This window comes from Nonomuraea salmonea (assembly GCF_042428605.1).
In the GTDB taxonomy this organism is placed as follows: Bacteria; Actinomycetota; Actinomycetes; order Streptosporangiales; family Streptosporangiaceae; genus Nonomuraea; species Nonomuraea salmonea.
Map to the genome: position 1 here is coordinate 428,263 of NZ_JBHMCF010000029.1, position 24,053 is coordinate 452,315.

Sequence of the window (24,053 nt, forward strand, 5' to 3'; positions counted from 1 at the left end):
AATTCATGTCGCGATCGCTCGGGATCGTGGGCTTTGGTCGTCTTCGGTCCCTCTACCCCGGGCTCGTTCGCTCCAGTGATCAGGCGGCGCACTCCCGGCAGACCTGCTGGCCGTTCTTCTCGGAGGCCAGCTGGCTGCGGTGGTGCACCAGGAAGCAGCGCGAGCAGGTGAACTCGTCGGCCTGACGGGGGATCACCCGCAGGGAGAGCTCTTCGTTCGACAGATCGGCACCGGGCAGTTCGAGCGACTCCGCCAGGTCGGTCTCATCGATGTCGATGCTGCCGGACGACTTGTCGGTGCGCCGCGCCTGGAGTTCCTGGAGGCTGTCTTCACCCAGGTCGTCGTCTGTCTTGCGCGGGCTGTCGTAGTCGGTAGCCATTGTGCTTACTCCATCCCCCTCATCCATATGTGTTCGCGCTCATCGCGCGTCTTCTAACGTCCGGGAAGCCCATCTTGTGCCCGTTCCGTCGGGGAGATTTCCCATCGGTACCCCGAGGAAACGGACCACGAACCTCCCAACACGTCAGGGCCTGCTGCCGTCGGCAATGGTTAGCCAAATATGGCGAAACCCACAGCCTTGGCGTCATGCACCACCGTGTTCGACGGCACATCCAACCACATGTGCGGCGAGAACGAGACGCCCCCATGCGACAACACGCGGACGAACACGTCAGAACGTCACCACGTCAGCGCGGCGGCAGCCTAATGGTCACCACGAGCCCCCCGCCATCACGTGGCACAGCGGCCACATTCCCACCGTGGGCCTGCACGACCGCGCGCACGATGGACAGCCCGAGCCCCGCCCCCTTGGCCGAATCCACGCGATCCGCATGAAGCCTCCTGAACGGCTCGAACAGGCTGTTGACCTCGTACGCCGGGACGTGCTGCCCCGTGTTGGCCACCTGAACAACCAAGGCACCGTCCGCCATTCCCGTACGGATCCAGACTTTTCCGCTTTCGGGAATGTTGTACTTCACCGCGTTCTCCAGCAGGTTGCTCACCGACCGCTCCAGGAGCACCGGATCGCCCACGGTAGGCGCGCTGACCAGTTCGGTGGTGACGGTCACACCGTGTTCGGCGGCGAACGGTGCGACCTGTTCGACCGCCGTCTGCGCGACCTCCTTCACGTCCAGCGGTTTGCGCACGGCGAGTTCGCGTTCGCTCCTGGCGAGCAGCAGCAGCCCTTCGATGAGCTTCTCGTTACGCGCGTTGACCTCAAGGAGGGTACGCCCGAGCGCTTTGAGGTCCTCGGAGGCCGCCGGATCGGAAAGCGCGATCTCCAGGACCGTCCTGTTGATGGTGAGCGGAGTGCGCAATTCGTGTGAGGCGTTGGCGACGAATCTTCGCTGGGTGTCGAAGGCGACGTTGAGCCGGGTGAGCATGGCGTCGAAGGTGTCGGCCAGCTCCTTCAGCTCGTCGTTGGGGCCCTCGAGCGCGATGCGCTGATGGGCCAGCGTGCTCTCCGACAGCTTGCGCGCCGTCGCCGTCATCCTGGCGACCGGCCGCATGGCCCTGTCGGCCACGAAGTAGCCGATGATCAGCGCCAGGATGCCGACCCCGAACAGGGCCATCACCGCGCTCTGCAGCAACTCGCCGCGGGCGTTGTGCACGGTCGCCTCTTTGGCCTGCAGCCACTGGTTCTGGGCGATCGCCGCGTCGATGGGGTTGATGCCCCGCGTGTCCAGTGTCGGCCACTCGTTGCCGATGGACGCCCCGACGATGGCGTACATGGACAGCAGCAGCGCCACGGCGGCGCCGAACACGAGCGCGCCGTAGGTGAGCGTCAGGCGCCAGCGGATGCTGACCTTGCCGGGAAGCTCCTTCACACGTTCCATGGTGGAGCGCTGGGTGAGCTGCCGCGCGGGCGGCGGAGGGCCGTCCCACACCGGTGGTCCCGCCGGGGGCGGCGGCGTCTCCTGGACGCGCGTCGCCTTGCGTTCCGAGTGCGGGCTGATCATCGGATGCGTCGGGCCCGCTTCGCGCTCTGGCCTGTCCGTCACAACTTGTACCCAACCCCGGGCACGGTCTCGATCACCTGAGGCTCGCCCAGCTTCTTCCGCAGCGTCATCATGGTCACCCGGACCACGTTCGTGAAGGGATCGATGTTCTCGTCCCATGCCTTGTCCAGCAGGTCCTCCTGGCTGACCACGGCGCCGTCGGCCCGCATCAGCTCTTCGAGCACCGCGAACTCCTTCTTGGTCAGCACGACCTCCCTGCCGTCGCGCTCCACCAGCCGCTTGCCCGGGTCGAGCCTGATGCCGGCGCGCTGCAGCACGGGCGGCAGCGCGGGGGCCGAACGCCGGCCGAGCGCCCGCACCCTGGCCACCAGCTCGATGAACACGAACGGCTTGGCCAGGTAGTCGTCGGCGCCCAGGCCGAGGCCCTCCACCTTGTCGTCCACGTCGCCCGAGGCGGTCAGCATGAGGATGCGGGAGGCCGTCCGCTGCTCGACCAGCCTGCGGCACACCTCGTCACCGTGCACGACGGGCAGGTCACGGTCCAGCACGATCACGTCGTAGTCGATGTAGGAGGTACGCTCCAGAGCCCCGCCGCCGTCGTAGGCGACGTCGACCGCCATGGCCTCGCGCCGCAACCCCGTCGCGATCGCGTCGGCCAGCACCCGCTCATCCTCAACCACCAGCACGCGCACGCCCGGTACACCTCTCTCCGATTCTGGTCACTCATTCTGGCCACAACCTCGATAAGCGCACGGTAAGGCATGTTCCGGCCACCTGGGACCGGCCGGAGGCCCCCGGGCGGGCGCGGCTTACCGAGGCTTGGCGAAATTCATGTTTCGGAGGGCGACAAGCCGGGGTATGCCGTCGGGACACCCATTGCCCAGGCTTCATCCGGCAATGGGGAGACTTCGCCCTTGGACGGATCGAACCCCCGGAGAGTAGGTGAGATGGGCGAGTTCACGACCACGATCGAACACCGCCTCGACCAGGCTTACAAGGGCCTGCGGGAGGCCCGCAGCGTCGGCGACGACTACCTCGCCGACACCCTCACCGCCGAGATCGAGGACCTGCGCCGCCTGGCCGACGATCACGGCATACCGTTGCCCCGCTAGCGAGACGCCAAACGGCCGGAGCCACGCTCCGGCCGTTTCGCACCTGACGCACTCAGGCTCCGCGCAGCGGATCCAGTGACACAAGGAGGTCGTGCAGCTCCTCGAACAGGCCGGGAGCCGCGCACAGCGCGAACTCCGAGCTGACCGGCCGGCCGTGCAGCCCGCCGAGCCTGGCGCCCGACTCGGTGGCCACCAGCCCGGCCGCCGCGAAGTCCCACTGGTTGACGCCGCGCTCGTAGTAGGCGTCGACCCGGCCCGCCGCCAGCGAGCAGATGTCGATGGCGCACGAGCCGCCGCGCCGGATGTCGCGCACCCGCGGCAGCACCTTGGCCACGACCTCGCCCTGGCTCTCGCGGCGTGCCTTGGCGTAGCCGAACCCGGTGGCGACCAGCGCCTGCGACAGCGGCACGCCGGTGTTGCAGCGCAGCCGCTCGGCGCCGAGCCATGAGCCCTCGCCTAGCGCCGCGGTGTAGACCTCGCCGCGCTGCGGCACGTTGACGACGCCGGCCACGACCTTGCCCGCCACCTCGACGGCGATCGACACCGCCCAGTCGGGCAGGCCGTACAGGAAGTTGACGGTGCCGTCGATCGGGTCGACGATCCAGCGCACGTCGCCCTCGCCCGGCGCCTCGCCCTGCTCCTCGCCGAGGATGCGGTCGTCGGGCCTGGCGGCCAGGATGCGCTCGCGGATGAGCGCCTCCGACGCCTTGTCCAAGGTGGTGACCACGTCGGTGGGGCTTGACTTGGTCTCGATCTCGCGGGACATCGTGGGCCGCTTGGCGAGCAGCATGTCGCCGGCCTCGCGGGCGATGTCCTCGGCGAGCCTCAGGAAGTCCGTCATCAGGCCACCGACTCCGGGCGCTTCCACTCCTGGCCGAGCACATGGTGGCCGAGGAAGGCGAGCACGGTCTCGTACCAGGCGACGATGTTGCCGGGCTTGAGGATCCAGTGGTTCTCGTCCGGGAAGTACAGGAACTTCGCGTCGACCTCCGTGCGGCGCAGGTCCCACCACAGCCGCAGCGCCTCCCCGATCGGCACCCGGTAGTCCTTGTCGCCGTGGATGACGAGCATCGGGGTGGTGATCTCGTCGACGGAGTTGTGCGGCGACAGCAGCTGGTAGCGCTCGCCGCCCGGCTCGCCGAACTCGCGCTGCCAGTACATCGCGGCGTCGGTGGTGCCGGCGAACTGGTCGAGGTTCCACAGCGAGGCGTGGGTGACGATGGCCTTGTAGCGGTCGGTGTGGCCGGCGAGCCAGTTGGCCATGTAGCCGCCGTACGAGCCGCCCATCGCGGCCGTGCGCTCGGCGTCGATGTCGTCCCTCTCCAGGGTGGCGTCCACGATCGCGTCGAGGTCGGCCTGGGTGCGCGGGCCCCAGTTGCCCCAGCCGCGGTCGATCATCTCCTGGCCGTAGCCGGTGGACATGCACGGGTCGGGCATGAGCACCGCATAGCCCTGCTGAGCGAGGATCCACGACTGCCAGCGCCACTGCCAGTCGTTCCAGGAGCCGAGCGGGCCGCCGTGCACGAACAGCACGAGCGGGGCCGGGTCGGCGGCGGAGGCGGTCTCGGGCACGGCGAGCCAGCCGCGGACGGTGGCGCCGTCGTCGGCGGTGGCGGTGACCTCGGCGAGCGTGCCGGGCACCTCGGGGCGCGGTGCGGGCGACGGCAGGTCGGTGACCTCGCCGGTGACGGCGTCGATCCTGGCCGGCCCGGGGGCGAGTGCGACGCCGCTGTGCAGGGCGTAGACGAAGCGGCCGTCGGGTGACGGGTTGACGTGCAGGTACGCGGCGTCGTCCCCGGTGAGCCTGGTGACCTCGCCGTCGAGCGGGACGCGGAAGACCGGGCGGCGGCCCTGGTGGTCGGCGACCAGGTAGACGGCCGAGGAGTCGGGGGCCCACTGGACGTCGGTGGGGAACGCGTCGGGCGCGTACTCGCGGCCCTGCCCGGTGGCGAGGTCGGCGATCCACAGCGTGCTGCGCGCGGAGACGTCGTAGCCGGTCCTGCGGTCGCGGGCGCAGGCCAGCCGGGTGCCGTCGGGCGAGACGGCCAGCGAGCCGCCGAAGTCGTGGCCGTCCTCGCTGAGCAGCACGCGGCGTTCGCCGGTGGCCACGTCGATGACCACCAGGTCCGTACGCGACTCACCCTTGGGCAGGTAGACCTGCCACGTGGTGATCACTGAGGCGCCGTCGGGGGTCAGCTCGAACGTGCCCTGCCGCAGCGCGTCGCCGGCGTCGGGCGTCAGGTCGCGGACGTCCTCCAGCCGGTCGGCGCCGAGCCGCGCGGCGAACAGCCGGGGCCGGCCCGGGCCAAGGTCGTGGTCCCAGTAGCGGACCGGGAACTGCTCGTGCAGGATGGCGCTGATCCCGGCGTCCTTGCGGGCCTTGCGCTTGTCGGCGTCGGCCGACTCCTCGCCGTCGAGCACGTCGGCGGAGAAGACCACCACGTCGCCCGCCGTGCGCACGGCGCCGATGCCGCCGGCCCTGCTCGCCACCTGGCGGGCCTCGCCGCCGGCGCGCGGCAGCAGCCACAGGGCGGGCACCTCGTCGGTGGCGTCCTTGACGGTCGGGTCGGGGCGGGCGGAGGTGAACAGCACGTCTCCGGCCGCGGTGAAGACGGCGGCCGATTCGCCCTTGGCCGAGCGGGTCAGCCGGTACGGCTCGCCGTCCACGGGAATCGCCCAGAGCGCGGTGCCGTACGACTTGCCGTCGGGGTTCAGAGACTGCACGGCGGAGATCAGCCTGGACCCGTCGGGGGACAGCTTGAGCGAGAGAACTCGGGGGATGGCCACATAGTCGCGTATGTCGTTGAATGCGCTCACCCGACCGAACCTACCTCGCGGCGAGGACCGCCGACATCCCCGCATAGGGTTGTCACGTGGGAATTTACGACGCCTTGCTGGTCCTCTCGTTCGGCGGCCCCGAGGGTCCCGACGACGTGATGCCGTTCCTGGAGAACGTCGTGCGCGGCCGTGGCGTGCCGCGCGAGCGGCTGCTCGAAGTGGCCGAGCACTACCAGGGCTTCGGCGGGGTCAGCCCGATCAACCAGCAGAACCGCGACCTGGTCGAGGCGCTGCGCCCGGTCGCCGGGGTGCCGGTCTATTGGGGCAACCGCAACTGGCACCCGTTTGGCGAGGACACCGTGCGCCAGATGAAGGCCGACGGGGTGCGCAAGGCCGCGGTGTTCGCCACGTCGGCGTTCGCCGGCTACTCGAGCTGCCGCCAATACTACGAGGACATCGACCGGATCTCCGTCGAGGACGGCCCCGAGCTGGTCAAGATGCGCCACTACGGCGAGCACCCCGGGTTCGTGACCGCGATGGCCGACCACACCAGGGCGGCCCTCGAGCGGCTCGGCCGCGACGACGCCAGGCTGGTGTTCACCGCCCACAGCATCCCCACGTCCATGGCCGAGACCGCGGGCCCCGAGGGCGGCCTCTACGAGGCGCAGCTGCGCAGGAGCGCCGAGCTGGTGAGCCGGGCGCTGGGCCGCACCGAGCCGTGGGACCTGGTGTGGCAGTCGCGCAGCGGGCCGCCGCAGGTGCCGTGGCTGGAGCCCGACGTCTGCGACCATCTCCGCAAGACCGACGCGCGCTCGGTCGTGCTGGTGCCGATCGGGTTCGTCTCCGACCACATGGAGGTCGTCTACGACCTCGACACCGAGGCCAGGCAGGTGGCCGCCGAGCTGGAGCTGCCGATGGAGCGGGCGGCGACGGCGGGCACGCATCCGGCGTTCGTGCGGATGGTGCGCGAGCTGATGGACGAGCCCGAACCCGTCCCCTGCCCGCTGACCTGCTGCCCGCCCCCGCGCCGGCGGCCTCAGGCGTAGGCCTTCGCGTAGGCGTCGGCGATCGACATCACCTTGTTCACGTAGTCCCACGAGTGGTTGTAGAACCAGATCGCCTTACGCAGCCGCTCGCCGCCCTGCCCGGCCTTGTTGGCGCACAGGTAGTTCGCCGCGCCGGGCACGGCGTCGTACGGGCTCCAGATGTCCTTCTTGCCGTCGCCGTCGCCGTCCACGCCGTAGTGCTTCCAGGTGGCGGGCATGAACTGCATGGGCCCGAGCGCGCCCGCGCTCGACGGCCCGTTGTTGCGGCCGTGCCCGCTCTCCACCTGCCCGATGGCGGCGAGCACCGTCCAGGACAGCCCGGGGCAGCGGGTGGCGGCGGCCTTGTAGAGCTCCAGATAGCTGCTCGGCCGGCCGACGGTGACCTGCTGCTGCGCGGGCGGCTGCCGCCGCTTGGGCGTGCGGGCGGCGGCGTCGAGCACGACGACCTGGCTGCGCTTGCCGAGCAGCTTCTTCACGCCCGTCTGGCTGATCTTGCCCTCCTTGCCGTGCAGCAGCACGGCGACGCCCTGCGCGAACCCCAGCGACCTGCCGAGGTCGGCGCTGATGAGCCCGTCCACGCCGTGCAGCCCGAGCGAGGCGGAGGCGGCGACGCGCAGCCTGGGCCCGCCGTCCACCTGGTAGACGGCGCCCAGGATCATGCCGAACTTCTTCATCGCGTCCGCGTCGGCCACCAGCTCGCCCCTGGTCAGCGCGCTCCACACGGCGGGCTGGTCGGCGACGGGCCGCGGGGTCCAGGAGCGGAACTCGGCCGGGTCCACGGCCAGCAGGTTCAGCGACGTGCCCGACACCTTGACGGCGCCGGCGTCCACCACGGCGACCTTCTGCACGTGGGCCAGCTCGCCCAGCCGGAACCTGGTCTGCTTGGGCACGGTGCCGGCCGCGACGGCGAGCACGCGCGGCGGCGTGACGGTGATGCTGGGGCCGCCCTCACCGAAGTCCTTGACCGGCTCGGCGGTGGGCACCATCTCGTCGAGGCGCGGGGCGGGCGACTGCTGGGGCGACTGCTGGGGCGACTGTTGCGGGCGGAACCTGCGTACGGGCTGCTCCTGGGCGGTGCCGACCAGATCCTCACCCAGGACGACCACGACGCCTCCGGCCGCGGCGGTGACCACGAGCACAGCGGCGACCATGAGCATGACCGCGCGGAAGCTGGGAAGACCGGACACTCGGGACACGTTAACTCACCCCTGCGCGAAATCACTTGCCATCCGGACATACGGTGCGCAATGGTTAGCCCGCTCAAGCTCACGTAAGGGGGAAACAGCGTGGTCGGGCCTTACCGGGGACTGTTCGAAAGGCCCGGAGCGGCGGCTTTCGTCCTGGCCGGGCTCATCGGCCGGATGCCGATGTCGATGCTCGGCATCGGCGTGATCCTGCTGATCTCCACGCTCACCGAGTCGTACGCCACGGCCGGCGCGGTCGCCGCGACCACCAACCTCGCCTTCGCCGTGGCCGCTCCCCTGTCCGGGCGGCTGGTGGACCGGTTCGGCCAGAGCCGGGTGATCCCGCCGTTCGCGGTGGTGAACGCGCTCGCGCTGGCCGCGCTCATGGTCTTCGCCGGCTCCGGGCTCCCCGACTGGACGTACTACGCCTCCGGCCTGATCGTCGGGGCCACGTCGCTGTCGCTCGGCTCGATGGTGCGGGCCCGCTGGTCGGTCATCCACGGCGGTTCCGGGCGGCTGCACACCGCGTTCGCGTTCGAGTCGGTGATCGACGAGGTGGTCTTCGTCACCGGGCCCGCGCTGGTCACGGTGCTCGCGACCGCCGTGAACCCCTACGCCGGGCTCATCGTGGCGCTGGTGTGCATGCTGGGCGGCTCGCTCGCGCTGGCCGGGCAGCGCGGCACCGAGCCGCCCGTGCAGGAGATCAGGTCGTCGTCGGGGTCGCCGATCCTCATCCCCGGCGTGGCGGTGCTGGCCGGCGTCGCCCTCGCGCTGGGCGCGATCTTCGGCTCGGTGGACCTGATCACGGTGGCGTTCGCCGAGGAGCACGGCGTGAAGGGCGCCGCGGGGTTCCTGCTGGCGGCGTTCGCGGGCGGGTCGATGGTGTCGGGCCTGTGGTTCGGCTCGCGGCACTGGCGGATCTCGCTGCGGGCCAGGTTCGTACGGGCGCTCGCGCTGTTCGTGGTGGGCCTGGTGCCGATCATCTTCATCGACCACGCCTGGCTCATGGCCGCCGCTCTGTTCCTCGCCGGCTTCGCCATCTCCCCCACGCTCATCACCAGCTTCTCGCTCACCGAGCGGCTGGTGCCGCCGTCACTGCTCACCGAGGGCATGGCGTGGATCTCGACGGCCATCGGGTTCGGCGTGGCGGCGGGCGCGTGGGCGGGCGGGCGGCTCACCGAGTCGTACGGCGCCTCCGCCGCGTACGGCTTCTCCGTGGCCGCGGCCGTCGTGGCGGTGATCGTCGGTGTCGGAGGTTCGGGTTTGCTGAGACTTCCCGAGGCTGCTTCACCCTCCGAGAGTTGATCCGCTACGGTCGGGAGATCCCTCGCAACACCCAACACACTGGAAGCACTAGTCATGTCCCGACACATCAGTTCACTTCTAGCAATCGCGGCTGTTTGCGTGACCCTTGCCCCGGCGGCGGCCATCGCCGAGGCGACCCCCGCTCCCGCCCAGGGCGCCAAGTCCACGGCCGCCAAGAAGAAGGCGGCTCCCGTTGACTGCTCCCAGGTGAAGTGCCTGGCGCTGACGTTCGACGACGGACCGGGCAAGTACGCGGGCACGCTGCTCGACACGCTCAAGAAGTACGACGCCAAGGCGACGTTCTTCCTTGAGGGCCAGTACGTGAAGAGCCGCCCCCAGTTCGTCAAGCGCATGGTCGCCGAGGGCCACGAGCTCGGCAACCACAGCTACAGCCACCCCGACTTCACCAAGAGCGACGCGGCGACGATCCGTAACGAGATCAAGAAGACGCAGGACGCGGTGAAGAAGGCCGCGGGCGTCGAGCCGAAGCTGCTGCGCCCGCCGTACGGGCTGGCCGACATCCAGGTCTCCGACGTCGCCATCGAGTTCGGCATGCCGATGATCCTGTGGACCGCGGGCTCCGCCGACTGGAGCTCCAAGAACGTCAAGGCCATCCAGAAGCAGACGCTGGCCGTGGCCAAGCCGAACGGCATCATCCTCATGCACGACTGGGTGAAGCAGACCGTGGACGGCATGCCGGCGCTGATCAAGACCCTGAAGAACAAGGGCTACCACCTGGTCACGGTCTCCGACGTGATCAAGGACCAGAAACTGGAGCCCGGCGACATCTTCCCCGTTCCCGAAGGCTGGGAGAGATGAGTATCGTTCGCGTTTAACCGGACGACTTTCGCTGGAGGGTGCTCGTGGCCTTCGTCAACTGGGCGCGCAATCAGACGGGCACCCCGGCCGAGATCCGCGTACCGGCCCGCGCCGGCGACGTCGTACGCGCCGTGCGCGACGCCGCCGGCTCCGGCCGCCGCGTACGCATGGTCGGGACGGGCCACTCCTTCACCGGAGTGGCCCTCACCGACGGCATCATGCTCAGGCCGGACGCGCTCACCGGCATCGTCTCGCTGGCCGACGACCGGGTGACCGTCCAGGCCGGCACCCCCTTACGCGTGCTGAACGAACTGCTCGCCGAGCGCGGCCTGGCCCTGGCCAACATGGGCGACATCACCGAGCAGACCGTCGCGGGCGCCGTACAGACCGGGACCCACGGCACGGGACGCGACAGCGGCGGGCTCGCCGACCAGATCGCCGAGCTGGAGATGGTGCTCGCCGACGGCACCCTGACCACGGCCTCCCCCGGCGACGACCTCTTCGACGCCGCCCGCGTGGGCCTCGGCGCGCTCGGCGTCCTGACCACCGTCACCTTCCGCGTCGAACCCGCGTTCCTGCTGCGCAACCGGCGGCGCAAACTCGCGCTCAGCGAGATGCTCGGCTCGCTCGACGAGCTGACCTCCGCCAACGAGCACCTCGACTTCTTCTGGCTGCCGCACACCGACGCCTGCCTGGTCAAGACCAACAACCGCAGCCCGGGGCCGCCCCGGCCGCCCTCCCCCGCCCGGCGCTGGCTGGAGACCGTCTTCCTGGAGAACACCGTCTTCGGCGCCGCCTGCGCGCTCGGCGCCCGGCTGCCCGCGCTCATCCCGCACATCAACGCCGTCAGCGCCTCCGCGCTCGGGGAGTCGTCGTCGGTGGACCTGTCGTACAAGCAGTTCACGGCGCGGCGCGACGTGCGCTTCCTGGAGATGGAGTACGCCGTCCCGCGCGAGCGGCTGGCCCAGGCGCTGCGCGAGGTGCGCGACCTGATCGAGCGGATGAACTGGAAGATCACCTTCCCCGTCGAGGTGCGGGTGACGCCGCCCAGCGACGCGTGGCTGTCCACCGCGTACGGGCGCGCCACGGCCTACGTCGCCTGCCACGTCTACCGGCCGACGCCGAACCCGGCGTACTTCGCGGGCGTCGAGGAGATCATGACCCGCCTCGGCGGGCGGCCGCACTGGGGCAAACTGCACACGCGGGACGCCGCGTACCTGGCCAAGGCGTACCCGCGGTTCGCCGACTTCGTCGCGCTGCGCGACCGCCTGGACCCCGGCCGGTTGTTCGCCAACGCCTACCTGGACACCGTCCTGGGCTGACCCGCCGCAACCGAGCGGCTCCTCCGTCACGTCACCGCCGGCAGGCTCGGCTCGGCCTCCGGCCGATCGCCGCCCATCCCCCCGATCAGTGCTTCCTCACACCATGCGTTCGGTAAAGAGCTTTCTCGTGAATAGACGTGAGTGCGTGTCCCGGTGTTCGTGCGACCTGCGTGACAGGCACCCTTGTAACTCGTGCCCCGACGACTCGGCCTGCCCTCCGTGTACCTCGCCGCGGCTGTGGCAACGGCTGCCACGACCGCCGTCCCCTTGGCCATGACGCCCGCCTCCGGCCTCGCCCTGCGCGACACGCCGCAGGAGCCCGCCCGCCCCTACGTCGTCACGGCCCGCGACCGCGCGGCCGCGCGCGACCTCGTCGGGGAGGTGCGCTGGCGAGTACGCCGCTACTACACCTCGGCGCTGCCCGGCCTCGCGACCTTCCTCACGCCCGCCGAACTGGCCGAGCTGCGCGCCGACCCGCGCGTCCAGACGATCGAGCCCGACCGCGAGATCCACGCCATGGCCACCCGCGAACCCAGCCGCCGCGCCCCGGCCGGAGCCAAGGGTGACGGCACCACCGTGTACGTCGTGGACAGCGGGGTCAAGGTCCGCCGCGACCGGTTCGACGACCTGGCCTGGCGGGCCTTCGACGCCACCGGCGGCACCGGGCGCGACTGCCGCGGTCACGGCACCCGCGTCGCGTCCCGCGCCCACCGCGCCGCGCCCGAGGCGGGCATCGCGTCCGTACGCGTCCTCGGGTGCGCCGGCACGGGGACGCTGTCGGACGTCCTGGCCGGGCTCGACTGGATACACCGGCACGCCCGGGGCCCCTCCGTGACCGCGCTGGCCATCGACGGCGCCGACTCCCCCGCCCTGGCCAGGGCCGCCGGGTCGCTGTCGCGCTCGGGGATGTTCGTCGTGGGGACCGCCGACGGGGGCGCCTGCCACGTCACCGCCGAGGGACTCGCCTTCTCCGCCCGCGCGCCGTATCTGGCAGGAATCGCCGCCCGCCACCTGGCACTTCACCCCAATTCGGGACCGGCCGCCCTGGCCGACCGGCTCGGCTGCTCGACGGCGCGGGGCGCGATTCGCCAGAACCCGTCGCGGCCACATAACCTCCTCATGCGCGATGGCGGGCTCTAGAGGTATGGACTCCAATGTGACCGGCGTCACATCGCCCATGGGCTATCCCAGGAAGGCGATGTTCGGACATGCCGGGTACGGTGCTGGCAGGCAACCGGCACACGCGAGAGACTCAAGGGTCCGGGGGAAGAATGGCGACGCTGACGAAGGGACTCGCATGCAGGAGCTCCGACTCGTCGCGGTGAGTGAGGACGGCACCTACCTCGTGCTGGCTACTGCCGGGCGAGGGACGCGCTTCACGCTTCCCGTGGACGACCGGCTCCGTGCTGCCGTCCGCGGCAACTTCTCCCGTCTCGGCCAGTACGAGATCGAAGTGGAGAGTCCGTTGCGCCCCAAGGAGATCCAGGCCCGCATCCGCGCCGGAGAGACGGCGGAGGAGATAGCCGCGACCGCCGGGATCCCGGTCGAGCGTGTCCGCTGGTTCGAGGGGCCGGTGCTCCAAGAGCGGGAATACGTCGCCCAGCAGGCGCAGCGCGTCGCCGTACGCATGCCGGGAGAGTCAGCGCCAGGGCCCACGCTCGGCGACCTCGTGGCCGAGCGCCTCACCAGGCGTGGCGTGCCCACCGACGAGATCGACTGGGACAGCGCCAAGCGCGACGACGGCCTCTGGCGCGTCAAGCTCGGCTACGTCTGGAACGGTCACACCCGCCACGCCGAGTGGCTCTTCGACCCGCGCAAGCGCCACGTCACCCCGCACGACGACGAGGCGCTCCGCCTGTCCGCCGCCGACTTCGACCCCGAGCCGCCGGTGGTCGAGGACACCACGGTGACGCCGTTCGCGCCGCGCGTGGCCAAGCTCCAGCCGGTGCCGCCGCTCTCCTCCGAGACGCTGCCGTTCCCGTCCGTGGTACGCCGCGAGCCGGAGGAGCCGGCCGTGGGCTACGAGCCGGCCGGCCGCAGCGGCGACGGCGCGTACCCGTCGTCGCGCGGCACCCGCGACTCCTCCCACGACGACGACTTCTTCGACCCGCCCGCGCCGGCCGGACCGCCCGCGGCCTCGGACACGTCCACCCGCGACGAACGCCGCCCCGCCCCCTTCGACCCGCTGACGCGCGATCCCGCGCGGCAGGAACCGGCCGCCCGCGAGCCGTTCCACCCGCCCACGCACGAGCAGCCGCGGCCCGAACCGGGCCGCGAGACCGGCTACACCCGCCCCGGCGACCCGACCCGCCGCGGCGGGTCTTCGCCATGGCTGCCCGACTTCAGCTCCGGCCGCGACCCCGAGTCCGCGATCTACGCCCCGGCCGACCGCACCCCGGTCACCGCCGAGCCCACCCGCCCGGCCGACCACACCTCAGGCGCCACCCAGCTCATTCGCCCGGCCGATCACGCACCTGTCACCGAGCCCACCGGTCCGGGGGGCCGTGACTCCGCCGCGCCCCAGAGCCGGCCCGCTGACACGCCACAGAGCGCCTCCGCCACCACCGCGTCTCCTGAGCAGGCCACCCAGCCCCGGCCCCAGGCCCCTGCGCCCGCCGCCGAGCACCTCGCACAGCAGCCCATCACCACGCAGCCGGCTGCCGACGCGACGCCCGCCGTCCAGCAGCCGGCACCCGCCGCATCCCCGGCGACCGCCGCCGAAGCACTCACGCCCGCTCAGGAAATGGCGGCACCCTCACCCGAGGCCACCACCCCCGCATCCGAGCAGCCCCAGGCCACCACGGACGCCGCTGCCACGGCGACCGAGCCGACCAAGCCCGAGCCCGTCACCGCGACCGCGACCGCCGAGCCGACCACCACCACTGCGCCCCAGGCCGCCACCGCCACTGACACCCCGGCCAGCACCGCCACTGAGCCTCAGGCCACCACCGCCGCTGAGCCCGCGGCCAGCACAACCGCTGAGTCCCAGGCCACCACCGCCACTGAGCCCCAGCCCCAGGTCCAGGCCACCGCCGACGCTGCCGCAACCGCCGCTGCGGCCACCTCTGCGTCGCCCGGAAGCGCGGCCTCCGAGGCAGGCGAGCCCAAGACCGAGGCCGTCTCGCCAGCAGCCGAGCCCAAGACTCCGGAGGTCTCCGCGCCCGCCGAGTCGTCGGCGCCCGCGGAAGCCGCCCGCGAGGCCACACCGGCGCAGGCGGCAGAGACGACGCCGACCGTGCCCGCTGGCCAGCCCCAGGCCGAGACGCCCGACACCCAGGCCGCACCCACCGACGCTCCGGCGACCCAGGCCGCGCCCAACGACGCTCCGGTTGCCCAGGCCGTGGCCGCCGACGCTCCGGTGGTCCAAGCCGTGGCCGCCGACGCACCAGCGACCCAGCCCGTGCCCACCGGTGCCCCGGCTACTCAGGCCGCGCCCACCGATGCACCAGCGGCCCCGGCCGCGGCTGGGGATGCCCCAGCGACCCAGGCCGAGGCCGCCGACGTCTCTGCTGCCGGCACCCAGGCCGCTGCGGCACAAGACGACGCCGCTCCGCAGGCCGAGTCCATCACCTCCGAGGCGGAGAAGGCGGTCACCGTAGACACGCCCGCCGACGTTTCCTCGCCTGAGCCCGCCGCCGCTTCCGTACAGGAGCCGACGGCTCAGCCCACCGCCGGCCAGGAGCCGACGCCCGCCGCCGAGCAGGCGCCGACCGCCCAGCCCACGTCGGCCGAGCCCACCGACGCACAGCCCGCGAACACGGGCGAGGCGCCGAGCACCGTCGAGGCGACCGCCGCGAGCCGGCCCACACCCGCGAGCCAGGCGGCGTCCGCGAGCCAGGCCACCGGCGCCGAGCAGACCTCCAGCGCGGACGAGCCTGCCGCGCCCGAGAAGTCGGCCGCTCCCGAGCCGTCCGAGAAGGCGGCCGCTCCCGAGCCGGAGAAGACCCAGGAGCCGGCGGCCGTGGCCGAGCAGCAGGACGCCGATCGTGGGAAGAAGGCCGCGGAGCCCGTCCAGGAGCCGAAGCCGCGTCCGGCGCCCAAGCCCAAGCCCGCCCCTCCTGCGGTCCCGGCCGCACGGGCGGGCAAGGACGACGGCAAGGAGGAGCCCGCCGTCCCGGTGCCCGCGCCGAAGCCCGCTTCGGGCCGACGCAAGGGTTCGAGGGGCCGCCGCGCGTCCGTTCCGACGTGGGACGAGATCATGTTCGGCGCCCGCCGCCAGGACTGACCGCTCCGCACCAGGCCAGGGAAAACCCCTCCACGGCCAACCCACCCAAACCCAGCACCACCCGCACAAGCCAGAACCCGGACCAACAACGCACCACCCGGCCAACGCCCACGTGGCCACGGCATCACCCGGACAACGTCGGTGCCCGAGCCCGGTGTCCAGGCGCTCGCGCACCCGAGACCGTCGGCGCCACAGCGCAGCGGCACGCGAACGCGCCCGCGCGTGGACACGTCTGAAGCGGAACGCTGCTGCGAGCGAAGGCACCCGCACCATGTCCGGCCCGCCTCAGGGCACCGCCGCCCATCCTCCTGCCGCCCGGACCATCGCGCGCGATGACCACCGCCGGACGCCGGCCATCCCCGCTCGAACCTCCGCCCCCAGCCCCGCATCGTCCCGGCGTGTCCGAATCCTGCGCATGCCGACCGCTCACGGCATCACCTCGATGCCGGGGGTGGGATCAGGAGCGGCGGAGGGGATCGCCTCCCGCCGTCCCATCCTCGTCAGCGCTCTGGTTGAGGAAGGGGGCGAGCCATTCTGGGGTCACTTCGGTGGAGAGGTCGACGGCCTGCGTCATCGAGACGTCCATGGCCGAGTAGCCGCCCTTGCCCGCGCCCACGCCGGCGATCAGCGTGAGCACCCCGGCGCGCCGCTGGAACCAGGTCTGGCGGAGTCGCCAGCCCACCACGGCGCGGCGTTCGACCACGGCCTGTGCGCGCCGGAGCGACCCTGACCGTACGGAGAGCCGGCGGCCGTCGTAGCCGTGGCCGAGCGAGGCGTACCGGTCGAGGCCGAGCGGGACGCCGCCGGCGGCGAGCAGCAGGGTAACGATGAGGAGCATCCACCAGATCATCGTCCCGAGAACCCACACGCCGACCGCGCTCACCAGGGCCGCCGCCGCCCAGGGGGCGATCGCGCGGAACAGCCGCCGCTGCCGGGCCACGGGCGGGTGGGGACGCAGCTCGCCCCGGTAAGGGCCGATCGCGTCGCCGGTGACCTGGAAGGCGACGTTACGCGGTACGTCGGGCAGGAGCTGCCCCCGCGTCTCCGAGTCGCCGAGCCCCGTCACGATCGCCCACGCGCGGACGACCCCGGCCCAGCGTTCGGCGAGGCCGTCGACGATCTCGTAGCCGCGTACGCGCTGGAACTCCAGCGACACGCTGCGCCGGTTGATCAGCCCGCGCTCGGCCACCAGGTAGCCGTCGCGGCGCTTGAGGCGGAAGTTCCAGTTGAAGACGGCGTACATGACCCCGCCCGCGAACGGCATCGCCAGCACGAGCAGCACCGCGACCACGAGCAACAGGTACGGGTGGTCCCAGAGCCACTGCCCGGCGTTCCAGGCGGCGTCCCGGCCGAAGCCCAGCTCGTCGCCCCACTGGAACGCCAGCCCCACGGCACCGCCGGCGAAGGCGAAGGGGGTGAGGAGGTACGCGCCGGACAAAGGCCCGTACAGCAGCCACTTCCTGGGTACGGCGAAGATCGTGCGTTCGGCGGGCTGGGCCGGCTCATAGGCCTGGGCGCCGGGGGTCGCCGGTGCGGACGTGCGGCGGAGGAGGACGGCTTTGAGGCGTTCGGCCTCGTCGAGGGTGACGCCGGCGAGCTTGGCCTCCTCCTCGTCGCCGCTCGCCCCCGTGTCGATCTTGAGCACGGCGAGGCCGAGCAGCCGGTGCATGGGCGGGGTGGAGACGTCGACGCCGCGGATGCGTTCCAGGGGGATGGTCCTGATCGAGCGGCTGATCAGCGACTGCTTGGTCTCCAGGCGGTCGCCGACGATCTCGTACGTGAACGTCGCCCAGCGGACCACTGCGTACACCACGGCGGCGACGACTCCCACCGCCGCGAAGCCGTACGACCTGGCCGAGAAGCCGCCCACGAACAGCACGCCCACCAAAGGGAGGAGGAGGGAGGGCAGCATGCGTACGGGGTCGATCAGCAGCACCTTGGGACTGAGCCGCTGCGGCGCCCGCCCCGGCTGGGGGTAGGGGTACGGCCCCCCGGGCCCTTCCCACGGCCCCCGCTCCCCACCCGCTCCAGGAGGCGGCACCGGCTGACCGCCAGTAGGCGGCATCGGCTGACCGCCGGGCGGATGAGGGACCCCCATCTCCGGAGGCGGCGGCACCGGCCCCTGAGGCGGCGGCACCGGACTCTGCGAGCCCCCGTCCGGGGCCTCGCGGTCGTCGTCGGATGGCGGGTGGTCCGGGGTGCCGGGGTGGGGGCCGGTCATGTGGCGTCGTCCCGAAGTTGCTCGGCGCGGTGCGCGAGCTGCTCGGCCAGGCCCGCCGCCACGTGGAAGTCGAGGCCCTTGATGGTGGAGGAGCCGGCGTGGGAGGCCGTACGGATCTCAAGGGTGGCCAGGCCGAGCATGCGCTCGAACCAGCCTTGCCCCTTGTCGACCGTCTGGATGCGGCTCACGGGCACGAACACCCACTCCCTGGTCAGGAACCCCGATCTGGCATAGACGACGTCGCCTGACAGCTCCCAGCGGTGCACGGCGTACCGTACGAACGGCTCGGCCACCAGGAACGGCAGCACCACGACGAGGACCGCCACGGGCAGCAGCCACGAGTGTTCAGCGAACCAATCGGGCACCCATGACCACCCGCTCCCGCCCACCCAGGTGGACACCAGCAGCGCACCGCCCATGAAGAACGCGAACGCGATCAACGATTCGAGGAGCCACAACCTGATCGCCTTGGGCGAGACGCGGTTCGCCGGATCGCGCAGCGGGCCTGTTGACGTCACAAGCCCAGCTTAGGGTGCGAACCGGGCAGGCGATCAGTTCACCTGCGGTACGAATCCACCGCCTCACCCTATATCCGGGCCTACCATCCCGTCTCGCTCATCCGCCGGACCGGGGAGGTCCCGGGGCGGGTGGTTAAGATCCCCGGTGCGGCACGGCGTGTCGGGTCGTAGGGCCGCCGGGTGCGGTGCCATGCTCGGTGGCGGCCAACCGCAGGCTGTCGAGCTTGGCCACGTCGGCGGCGCCACGTTCGTGCCAGCCAGGCCCGGCAAGCGCGTGACCGCACCATTGCGCGATCGCCTCACGCAACGTGGCAGCCGCCGTCCGCGGAGACGCCCCCACCGCGGGAAGCCCCGCAGCCGCCGTCCGCGGAGACGGAGCCCCGTAGACAGAGGCCCGGAGACGGAGCCCCGTAGACAGAGGCCCGGAGACGGAGCCCCGGTGATTGCGCACCGGAGCGGTTCCGCTACCCTGCTGTGCGAGCTGGCACACCTGGTTTTCTGCTGAACGCCCGGTCCGAAACCTATGTCCGTTTTCGGGCGGTTGGCCGGAGGACCTCCCCATCGCCCCCCTACGCGATGAACTCGCAGGTAGCAAGGCTGTATCGGTCCGTGAGACGGAGCCCCGCGAGACCTCCTCATGCCCCGTTCATGTGGTCAACTTCACTACCCGGATGCCGTCATTCTGGCTGTTTTCGGATCCTTTACCGACCACGGACCATCGAGAAACGGTCTGCGCACCGCCGAGACCCGCGTAGCATCGTCCGGCATGGGGCTGTGTAACACGGCATCACGCGTGCGACGCGTCACCGCCACTGTGACGGCGGTGGGTGTCGCGTTCGCCTTGTCAGGTTGCGGCAGTCTCGGTTTCATCGGCAGATCACAGGCGAAGGACATCGCGGAGATCAACGTCACGAGTCCTGAGCTGCGCGAGGGCAAACCGCTGCCGCGCGAATACTCCTGTCACGGCGACCAGGGCAGCCCGCCGCTGCGCTGGTCGAGCCAGCCGCTGTCCGAGGCGAAGTCGATCGCGATCGTGGCCGACAGCCACACGGGGTCCGATTCGGCCGTCCACTGGGTGATCTACAACATCCCGGCGACCACGACCGAGCTCGGCCCCAACGCCGCCGCCGACCCGCCTGAGGGCTCCGGTCAGGCGACGGTGACCAGCGGGCGGGCCGGCTACGAGCCGCCCTGTGAGGAGAAGGCAAGCTATCGGTTCACCGTCTACACGCTGGACGACAAGGTCGAGAGCGCCGAAGGCTCGGAGCTCCCGCAGATCTTGAAGCAGATCGCGAACCAGACCATCGCCCGGGGGCGGCTCACGGCGGTGAACATCGAGTGAACACCCGAACACGGCATGTGGTGCCGGTGTACCAATTCTTCACGTAGGGTGTGACAACTCTCATAGTGGTCCGACACAATCAGATCCAATCGTTAGGCACTGGTGATCAAAGGGGGCAGATCGCGTCGATGGCCGCGCGATCTCATCGGTGCCAGAGGGAGGCCATGGCTTTGAGGGTGGTGCAATGATCGCGGTCGTAGTGAGCTTGGTCGCTGTCGTGCTCCTCGTGCTCGTCGTCGTGGCACTGGGCATGCGTTCGATGAACCGCAGGGAGAGCTCGCTTCCTCCGGAACGGCTGAAGGAGATGGCCGAGAAAGAGGAGCAGACCCAGACTCGTTCGACGGACGAGTTCGCGAAGCATGAGCCGCGGATGGCCAACTTCAGCCCTGATTTCAGCCCCATAGACGAGCCGAAACCCAAGCCGGTCCGCACCGGTCAGCGTGGCCGTCGTGGCGTCGACGAGTGGGGCAACCCCACCAACGACGACGATGACGAGGAGTTTTGGGCCAGCATCCGCAGTGACGCGGAGGAGGGCGGGTTCGGTGCGGGTGGCACCGTCGCCGCCAGGAAGGCCGCCTCCCGTCCTGTCGAGCGCCCGTCCGAGCGTGAGCGTCCCGCCGAGCGCGAGCAGCAGCGTCCCGCCGCCCAAGCCGACCGGCCCACTGACCGGCCCACCGACCGGCCCACTGATCGGCCCGCAGCGCGGCCCGGCGGACGTTCCTCCGGACGTCCCGCCGAGCGGTCCGGTGAGCGCCCCGCCAAGCGGCGTCCTGCCAAGCCGCAGCCCGCCGCCTCCGTCGACCCCAACGCGGCCACCGTGCAGGCCCCGCTCCCTCAGCGCCAGCCCGCCGCCGCCGCCAACCTCGCCGACCTCGTGGAGCCGCAGAAGCGGGCCAAACCCTCGCAGTCCGAGCTGGCCGACCAGCGCACGGTGACGTTCGCGGCGCCGACCGCCGATGTGATGAGCATCCTCGCCCCCGGCGCCCAGCCGGTGCCGGCCCCCACGCCTCCCGAGCCCGCCACGAGCCCCGCCACGAGCCCCGCCACAAGGCCCGCCCCGAGGTCCACCGCGAGGCCCGCCCCGGTGGCCTCCAGCGGCGTCTCCTCCAACTACCCCGCCACGGGCGGCGGCTACGGCGCGGGGTCGGCGAGCGGCTCCTATCCCGCCACCCCCGCGGCGACCGGCAGCGGCTCGTTCCCCGCGGTCAGCCCCACCTCCAGCGGCAGCTTCCCGGCCGCTCCCGCCGCGCCGATCCACGGCGCCCCGACGAGCGACCCGTTCCCCGCCTACGGGGGCACGCACGGCGGCACGCCCGACCCGCTCGACCCCTCCTACGGCAGCACCGCGCGGCCCGGCAGCACGTCCGGCTCGTGGCCCGCCGCCTCGCCCGACATCCTCGACGACCCGGCGCCGAGCGACACCCCCTACGGCGGGGCCAGCTCCTGGCCGGCGTTCGAGCAGCCCGCCGCGCGCTCGTCCTACCCCACCTCCTACGAGGTGCGCTCCGGCTACGCCGTGGCCGACGACTCCGACCCGCTCACGAGCCCCTCCCCCGCCACGGGCACCCCGACCGTGCCGGGCCGGGCGGTCTCCAACTACGACGTGCTCTCGGCTCCCACGCCGCCTCCGGCGCAGCCGGCGTCCCCGTTCGCGGTGGGTGCGTACGAAACGGGTGACATCACCACCAGCCCGGCGGCGTCCTGGCCGGAGCCTCCGGCGCCTGAGGGCGGCTGGCCCGCGTACGGCGGCGGCCAGGAGAAGGAGGGCGGCCGCGGCAGCCACCGCAGGTCGGCCCCCGAGCAGGACCTTCCGCACGACTATTACAGATGATCTTTCGTACCCATTAATCCGTAAAACCAGCGTGACGCCCCCCTAAAGCGGGGGAGACGGAGCAATAGGGTTTGCTCCATGTTCCGCGACACGAAGAGTAGCTGGCTGAGCACCCTCCGATATGACGTGCCGGCCTCGCTCGTGGTTTTCCTCGTCGCGGTGCCCCTCTCCCTGGGCATCGCGATGGCCTCGGGAGCGCCTCTCGTCGCCGGGCTGATCGCCGCCGTGGTCGGCGGCGTCGTGGCGGGCTCCCTGGGCGGCTCGGCGGTGCAGGTGAGCGGCCCCGCCGCGGGCCTGTCGCTGGTGGTCGTGGATCTCGTGCACACCTACGGCTGGCGGGCCACCTGCATGATCACCCTGCTGGCGGGGGCCGTTCAGCTCGTGCTCGGGGTGTTCAAGGCGGCCAGGGCCGCGCTGATGGTCTCGCCGGCCGTCATCCACGGCATGCTGGCCGCCGTAGGCGTGATCATCGCGCTCGCCCAGCTGCACATCGTGCTCGGCGGCAGCTCCCAGCGCTCGGCGGTGGCCAACCTGGTGGAGCTGCCCGGCCAGATCGCGAACCTGCACGGGCACAAGGTCGCCGTCGGCGTGCTGACGATCCTGGTGCTGGCGCTGTGGACGCGGCTGCCCAAGCCGGTCAAGGTGGTGCCGGCGCCGCTGGCGGCGTTGTTCGCGGCGGCGGTCACCACGTGGGCGTTCGGCTGGGACGTGACGCGCGTCGACCTGTCCGACAGCGTGACGGAGTGGGCCTTCCCCGTGCTGCCGCAGGGCGACTGGCACCTGGTGGTGGCCGCGGTGCTGCTGGTGGCGCTGCTCGCGGGCTGCGAGTCGCTGCTGTGCTGCGTGGCCGTGGACGGCCTGCACACCGGCCGCAGGGCCGACCTCGACCAGGAGCTGACCGGCCAGGGCGTGGCCAACATGGTCACCGGCGCGCTCGGCGGGCTGCCGGTCGCCGGGGTGATCGTGCGCAGCAGCGCGAACGTGCAGGCGGGCGCGCGTACCCGGTGGTCGGCGATTCTGCACGGGGTGTGGGTGCTGGTGTTCGCGTTCGGCTTCGGCTGGACGATCACGCTGATCCCGCTGGAGGCGCTGGCGGCGCTGCTGGTCTTCATCGGCGTGCAGATGGTGAACCTGGGCCACATCAAGAAGGTGCACGGGCACGGCGAGGTGCCGGTGTACGTCGTGACGATGGTCGCGGTCATCCTGCTCGGGCTGGCCGAGGGCGTGCTGGCCGGGCTGGCGCTGGCCGCGCTGCTGGCGCTGCGCCGCCTCACCATGGTGACCGTGCTCAAGCGGGAGGACCGCGAGGGCCGGCTGCGGGTGACGATCTCGGGGTCGCTGACGTTCCTCGGCGTGCCGCGGCTGACCCACGAGCTGCGGGCCGTGCCCACCGGCGCCCACGTGGACCTCGACCTGAACATCGACTTCATGGACAACGCGGCCTTCGAGGCCCTGCACTCCTGGCGGCTCGACCACGAGCGCACGGGCGGCACGGTGGACATCGACGAGCTGCATGACGAGTGGTACACGCTGGCCGCGAGCGGGGGACGTACGCTGCCGAAGAAGTCGCCGCTGAAGGCGCCCGACCGGTCGTGGCTGCCGTGGGCGCACCGGCGCCGCGCCCCCGCCGAGCCGCCTGACAGCGTGGGGGCCGAGTGCCAGCTCACCGCGGGCGCGCGCGAATACCACCGCCGTACGGCGCCGCTCGTGCGCCCGATCTTCACCGAGCTGGCCCGCAAGCAGCAGCCGTCGCACCTGTTCATCACCTGCGCCGACTCCAGGATCGTGCCCAGCCTGATCACCGCGAGCGGCCCCGGCGACCTGTTCACCGTGCGCAACATCGGCAACCTCGTCCCCCGCAGGGGCGCCGAGCCGCACGACGACTCGGTGGTGGCCGCCATCGAGTACGCCACGCAGGTGCTGAACGTCCGGACCATCACGGTGTGCGGGCATTCGGGGTGCGGGGCCATGGCGGGGGTGCTGAGCGGCGGCGTGCAGGCGGGCAGCCTGCCGGGGCTGCGCCGGTGGCTGCGGCACGGGCACCACAGCCTGGCCACGTTCATCGAGCTCGAAGGCGACCGGCTGCACAGCGGGGCGCTGGACGTGCTGTGCCGGGTGAACGTGCAGCAGCAACTGGAGAACCTGCGGACGTACCGGAAGGTGGACGAGCTGGTCAGGGCGGGCAAGCTGGAGCTGGTCGGGCTGTACTTCGACATCGGCTCGGCCCGCGTGCACATGGTGCCGCCGCTGCGGCCCGCCACCCCGTACGTCGGCATGCCCGCCCGCCGGGTGATGACCGCCGATCGCCGCGTTCTGGGTAATCCTCCGCAGACCGGGCGCGGCGCGCGCGGTTAAGGTCGCGGTGCCAGCGAGGTTCGGCCGTCTGCCCACG

The 24,053-nt window shown here is 71.6% G+C and carries 18 protein-coding genes; 10 read left to right on the top strand and 8 right to left on the bottom strand.

Features of this window, described 5'->3' with window-relative positions:
* Positions 1-79 precede the first annotated feature (79 nt).
* The 3 genes from ACFFR3_RS26110 to ACFFR3_RS26120 form a co-directional block, all read right to left on the bottom strand.
* Positions 80-379 carry a DUF4193 domain-containing protein gene (locus ACFFR3_RS26110; RefSeq protein WP_020542847.1) on the bottom strand — a complete coding sequence of 100 codons (300 nt, stop codon included), beginning with the start codon at positions 377-379 and terminating at the stop codon, positions 80-82.
* A 307-nt stretch (positions 380-686) separates the two neighbouring features.
* Entirely contained in the window at positions 687-1,958 is a 1,272-nt protein-coding gene (locus ACFFR3_RS26115; RefSeq protein ID WP_379484090.1) for a sensor histidine kinase, read from the bottom strand.
* Positions 1,959-1,996: 38 nt separating this feature from the next.
* Positions 1,997-2,650: a response regulator transcription factor gene (locus tag ACFFR3_RS26120; RefSeq protein ID WP_345387406.1), complete on the bottom strand. Its 654-nt coding sequence runs from the start codon at positions 2,648-2,650 to the stop codon at positions 1,997-1,999.
* A gap of 255 nt (positions 2,651-2,905) precedes the next feature.
* On the opposite strand from ACFFR3_RS26120, the gene ACFFR3_RS26125 reads away from it, so the two are divergent.
* Positions 2,906-3,070: a hypothetical protein gene (locus tag ACFFR3_RS26125; protein WP_165974805.1), complete on the top strand. Its 165-nt coding sequence runs from the start codon at positions 2,906-2,908 to the stop codon at positions 3,068-3,070.
* A gap of 52 nt (positions 3,071-3,122) precedes the next feature.
* Here the strand turns inward: ACFFR3_RS26125 and ACFFR3_RS26130 are convergent, their stop codons facing one another.
* Positions 3,123-3,911, bottom strand: a complete 789-nt coding sequence (locus ACFFR3_RS26130; protein ID WP_345387408.1) for an inositol monophosphatase family protein — start codon at positions 3,909-3,911, stop codon at positions 3,123-3,125.
* Positions 3,911-5,932 carry an alpha/beta fold hydrolase gene (locus ACFFR3_RS26135; RefSeq protein ID WP_379483992.1) on the bottom strand — a complete coding sequence of 674 codons (2,022 nt, stop codon included), beginning with the start codon at positions 5,930-5,932 and terminating at the stop codon, positions 3,911-3,913. The genes ACFFR3_RS26130 and ACFFR3_RS26135 overlap by 1 nt, the downstream gene beginning before the upstream one ends.
* An 11-nt stretch (positions 5,933-5,943) precedes the next feature.
* On the opposite strand from ACFFR3_RS26135, the gene ACFFR3_RS26140 reads away from it, so the two are divergent.
* Positions 5,944-6,894: a ferrochelatase gene (locus tag ACFFR3_RS26140; protein WP_364363663.1), complete on the top strand. Its 951-nt coding sequence runs from the start codon at positions 5,944-5,946 to the stop codon at positions 6,892-6,894.
* Here the strand turns inward: ACFFR3_RS26140 and ACFFR3_RS26145 are convergent.
* Complete coding sequence (locus tag ACFFR3_RS26145; protein ID WP_345387410.1) at positions 6,885-8,081, bottom strand: lytic transglycosylase domain-containing protein; 1,197 nt, start codon at positions 8,079-8,081, stop codon at positions 6,885-6,887. The two genes, ACFFR3_RS26140 and ACFFR3_RS26145, sit on opposite strands and share 10 nt — an antisense overlap.
* Before the next feature lie 99 nt (positions 8,082-8,180).
* On the opposite strand from ACFFR3_RS26145, the gene ACFFR3_RS26150 reads away from it, so the two are divergent.
* From ACFFR3_RS26150 to sepH, 5 genes are all read left to right on the top strand, one after another.
* On the top strand, positions 8,181-9,383 hold the full coding sequence (locus ACFFR3_RS26150) for an MFS transporter (RefSeq protein WP_345387413.1): 1,203 nt from the start codon (positions 8,181-8,183) through the stop codon (positions 9,381-9,383).
* A gap of 99 nt (positions 9,384-9,482) precedes the next feature.
* The gene (locus ACFFR3_RS26155) at positions 9,483-10,202 is read left to right on the top strand and encodes a polysaccharide deacetylase family protein (RefSeq protein ID WP_345387415.1); all 720 of its coding nucleotides are present in this window, start codon (positions 9,483-9,485) and stop codon (positions 10,200-10,202) included.
* Between the two features lie 44 nt (positions 10,203-10,246).
* The gene (locus tag ACFFR3_RS26160) at positions 10,247-11,524 is read left to right on the top strand and encodes a D-arabinono-1,4-lactone oxidase (RefSeq protein WP_379483993.1); all 1,278 of its coding nucleotides are present in this window, start codon (positions 10,247-10,249) and stop codon (positions 11,522-11,524) included.
* Between the two features lie 192 nt (positions 11,525-11,716).
* A complete protein-coding gene (locus tag ACFFR3_RS26165; RefSeq protein WP_379483994.1) occupies positions 11,717-12,664 on the top strand; it encodes a protease inhibitor I9 family protein in 948 nt (315 codons plus the stop codon).
* Positions 12,665-12,821: 157 nt separating this feature from the next.
* Positions 12,822-15,749, top strand: coding sequence for a septation protein SepH (sepH, locus tag ACFFR3_RS26170; protein ID WP_379483995.1), 2,928 nt, complete (start codon positions 12,822-12,824; stop codon positions 15,747-15,749).
* Positions 15,750-16,206: 457 nt separating this feature from the next.
* Here the strand turns inward: sepH and ACFFR3_RS26175 are convergent, their stop codons facing one another.
* Complete coding sequence (locus ACFFR3_RS26175; protein WP_364363645.1) at positions 16,207-17,685, bottom strand: PH domain-containing protein; 1,479 nt, start codon at positions 17,683-17,685, stop codon at positions 16,207-16,209.
* A 281-nt stretch (positions 17,686-17,966) separates the two neighbouring features.
* Positions 17,967-18,488, bottom strand: a complete 522-nt coding sequence (locus ACFFR3_RS26180) for a PH domain-containing protein (protein ID WP_345387429.1) — start codon at positions 18,486-18,488, stop codon at positions 17,967-17,969.
* Positions 18,489-19,281: 793 nt separating this feature from the next.
* Here ACFFR3_RS26180 and ACFFR3_RS26185 point away from each other — a divergent pair.
* From ACFFR3_RS26185 to ACFFR3_RS26195, 3 genes are all read left to right on the top strand, one after another.
* Positions 19,282-19,830 (top strand): YbhB/YbcL family Raf kinase inhibitor-like protein, encoded by a 549-nt coding sequence (locus ACFFR3_RS26185; protein WP_355413447.1) that lies wholly within the window; start codon positions 19,282-19,284, stop codon positions 19,828-19,830.
* A gap of 184 nt (positions 19,831-20,014) precedes the next feature.
* A complete protein-coding gene (locus ACFFR3_RS26190) occupies positions 20,015-21,661 on the top strand; it encodes a hypothetical protein (protein WP_379483996.1) in 1,647 nt (548 codons plus the stop codon).
* A 78-nt stretch (positions 21,662-21,739) separates the two neighbouring features.
* Positions 21,740-24,016: a SulP family inorganic anion transporter gene (locus tag ACFFR3_RS26195; RefSeq protein WP_379483997.1), complete on the top strand. Its 2,277-nt coding sequence runs from the start codon at positions 21,740-21,742 to the stop codon at positions 24,014-24,016.
* Positions 24,017-24,053: the final 37 nt, after the last annotated feature.

Coding starts and splice junctions, on each gene's coding strand:
- ACFFR3_RS26125 (WP_165974805.1), top strand. CDS start 2,906: ATGGGCGAGTTCACGACCACGATCGAACACCGCCTCGACCAGGCTTAC.
- ACFFR3_RS26115 (WP_379484090.1), bottom strand. CDS start 1,958: ATGATCAGCCCGCACTCGGAACGCAAGGCGACGCGCGTCCAGGAGACG.
- ACFFR3_RS26190 (WP_379483996.1), top strand. CDS start 20,015: ATGATCGCGGTCGTAGTGAGCTTGGTCGCTGTCGTGCTCCTCGTGCTC.
- ACFFR3_RS26130 (WP_345387408.1), bottom strand. CDS start 3,911: ATGACGGACTTCCTGAGGCTCGCCGAGGACATCGCCCGCGAGGCCGGC.
- sepH (WP_379483995.1), top strand. CDS start 12,822: ATGCAGGAGCTCCGACTCGTCGCGGTGAGTGAGGACGGCACCTACCTC.
- ACFFR3_RS26135 (WP_379483992.1), bottom strand. CDS start 5,932: ATGCGGGGATGTCGGCGGTCCTCGCCGCGAGGTAGGTTCGGTCGGGTG.
- ACFFR3_RS26110 (WP_020542847.1), bottom strand. CDS start 379: ATGGCTACCGACTACGACAGCCCGCGCAAGACAGACGACGACCTGGGT.
- ACFFR3_RS26195 (WP_379483997.1), top strand. CDS start 21,740: ATGTTCCGCGACACGAAGAGTAGCTGGCTGAGCACCCTCCGATATGAC.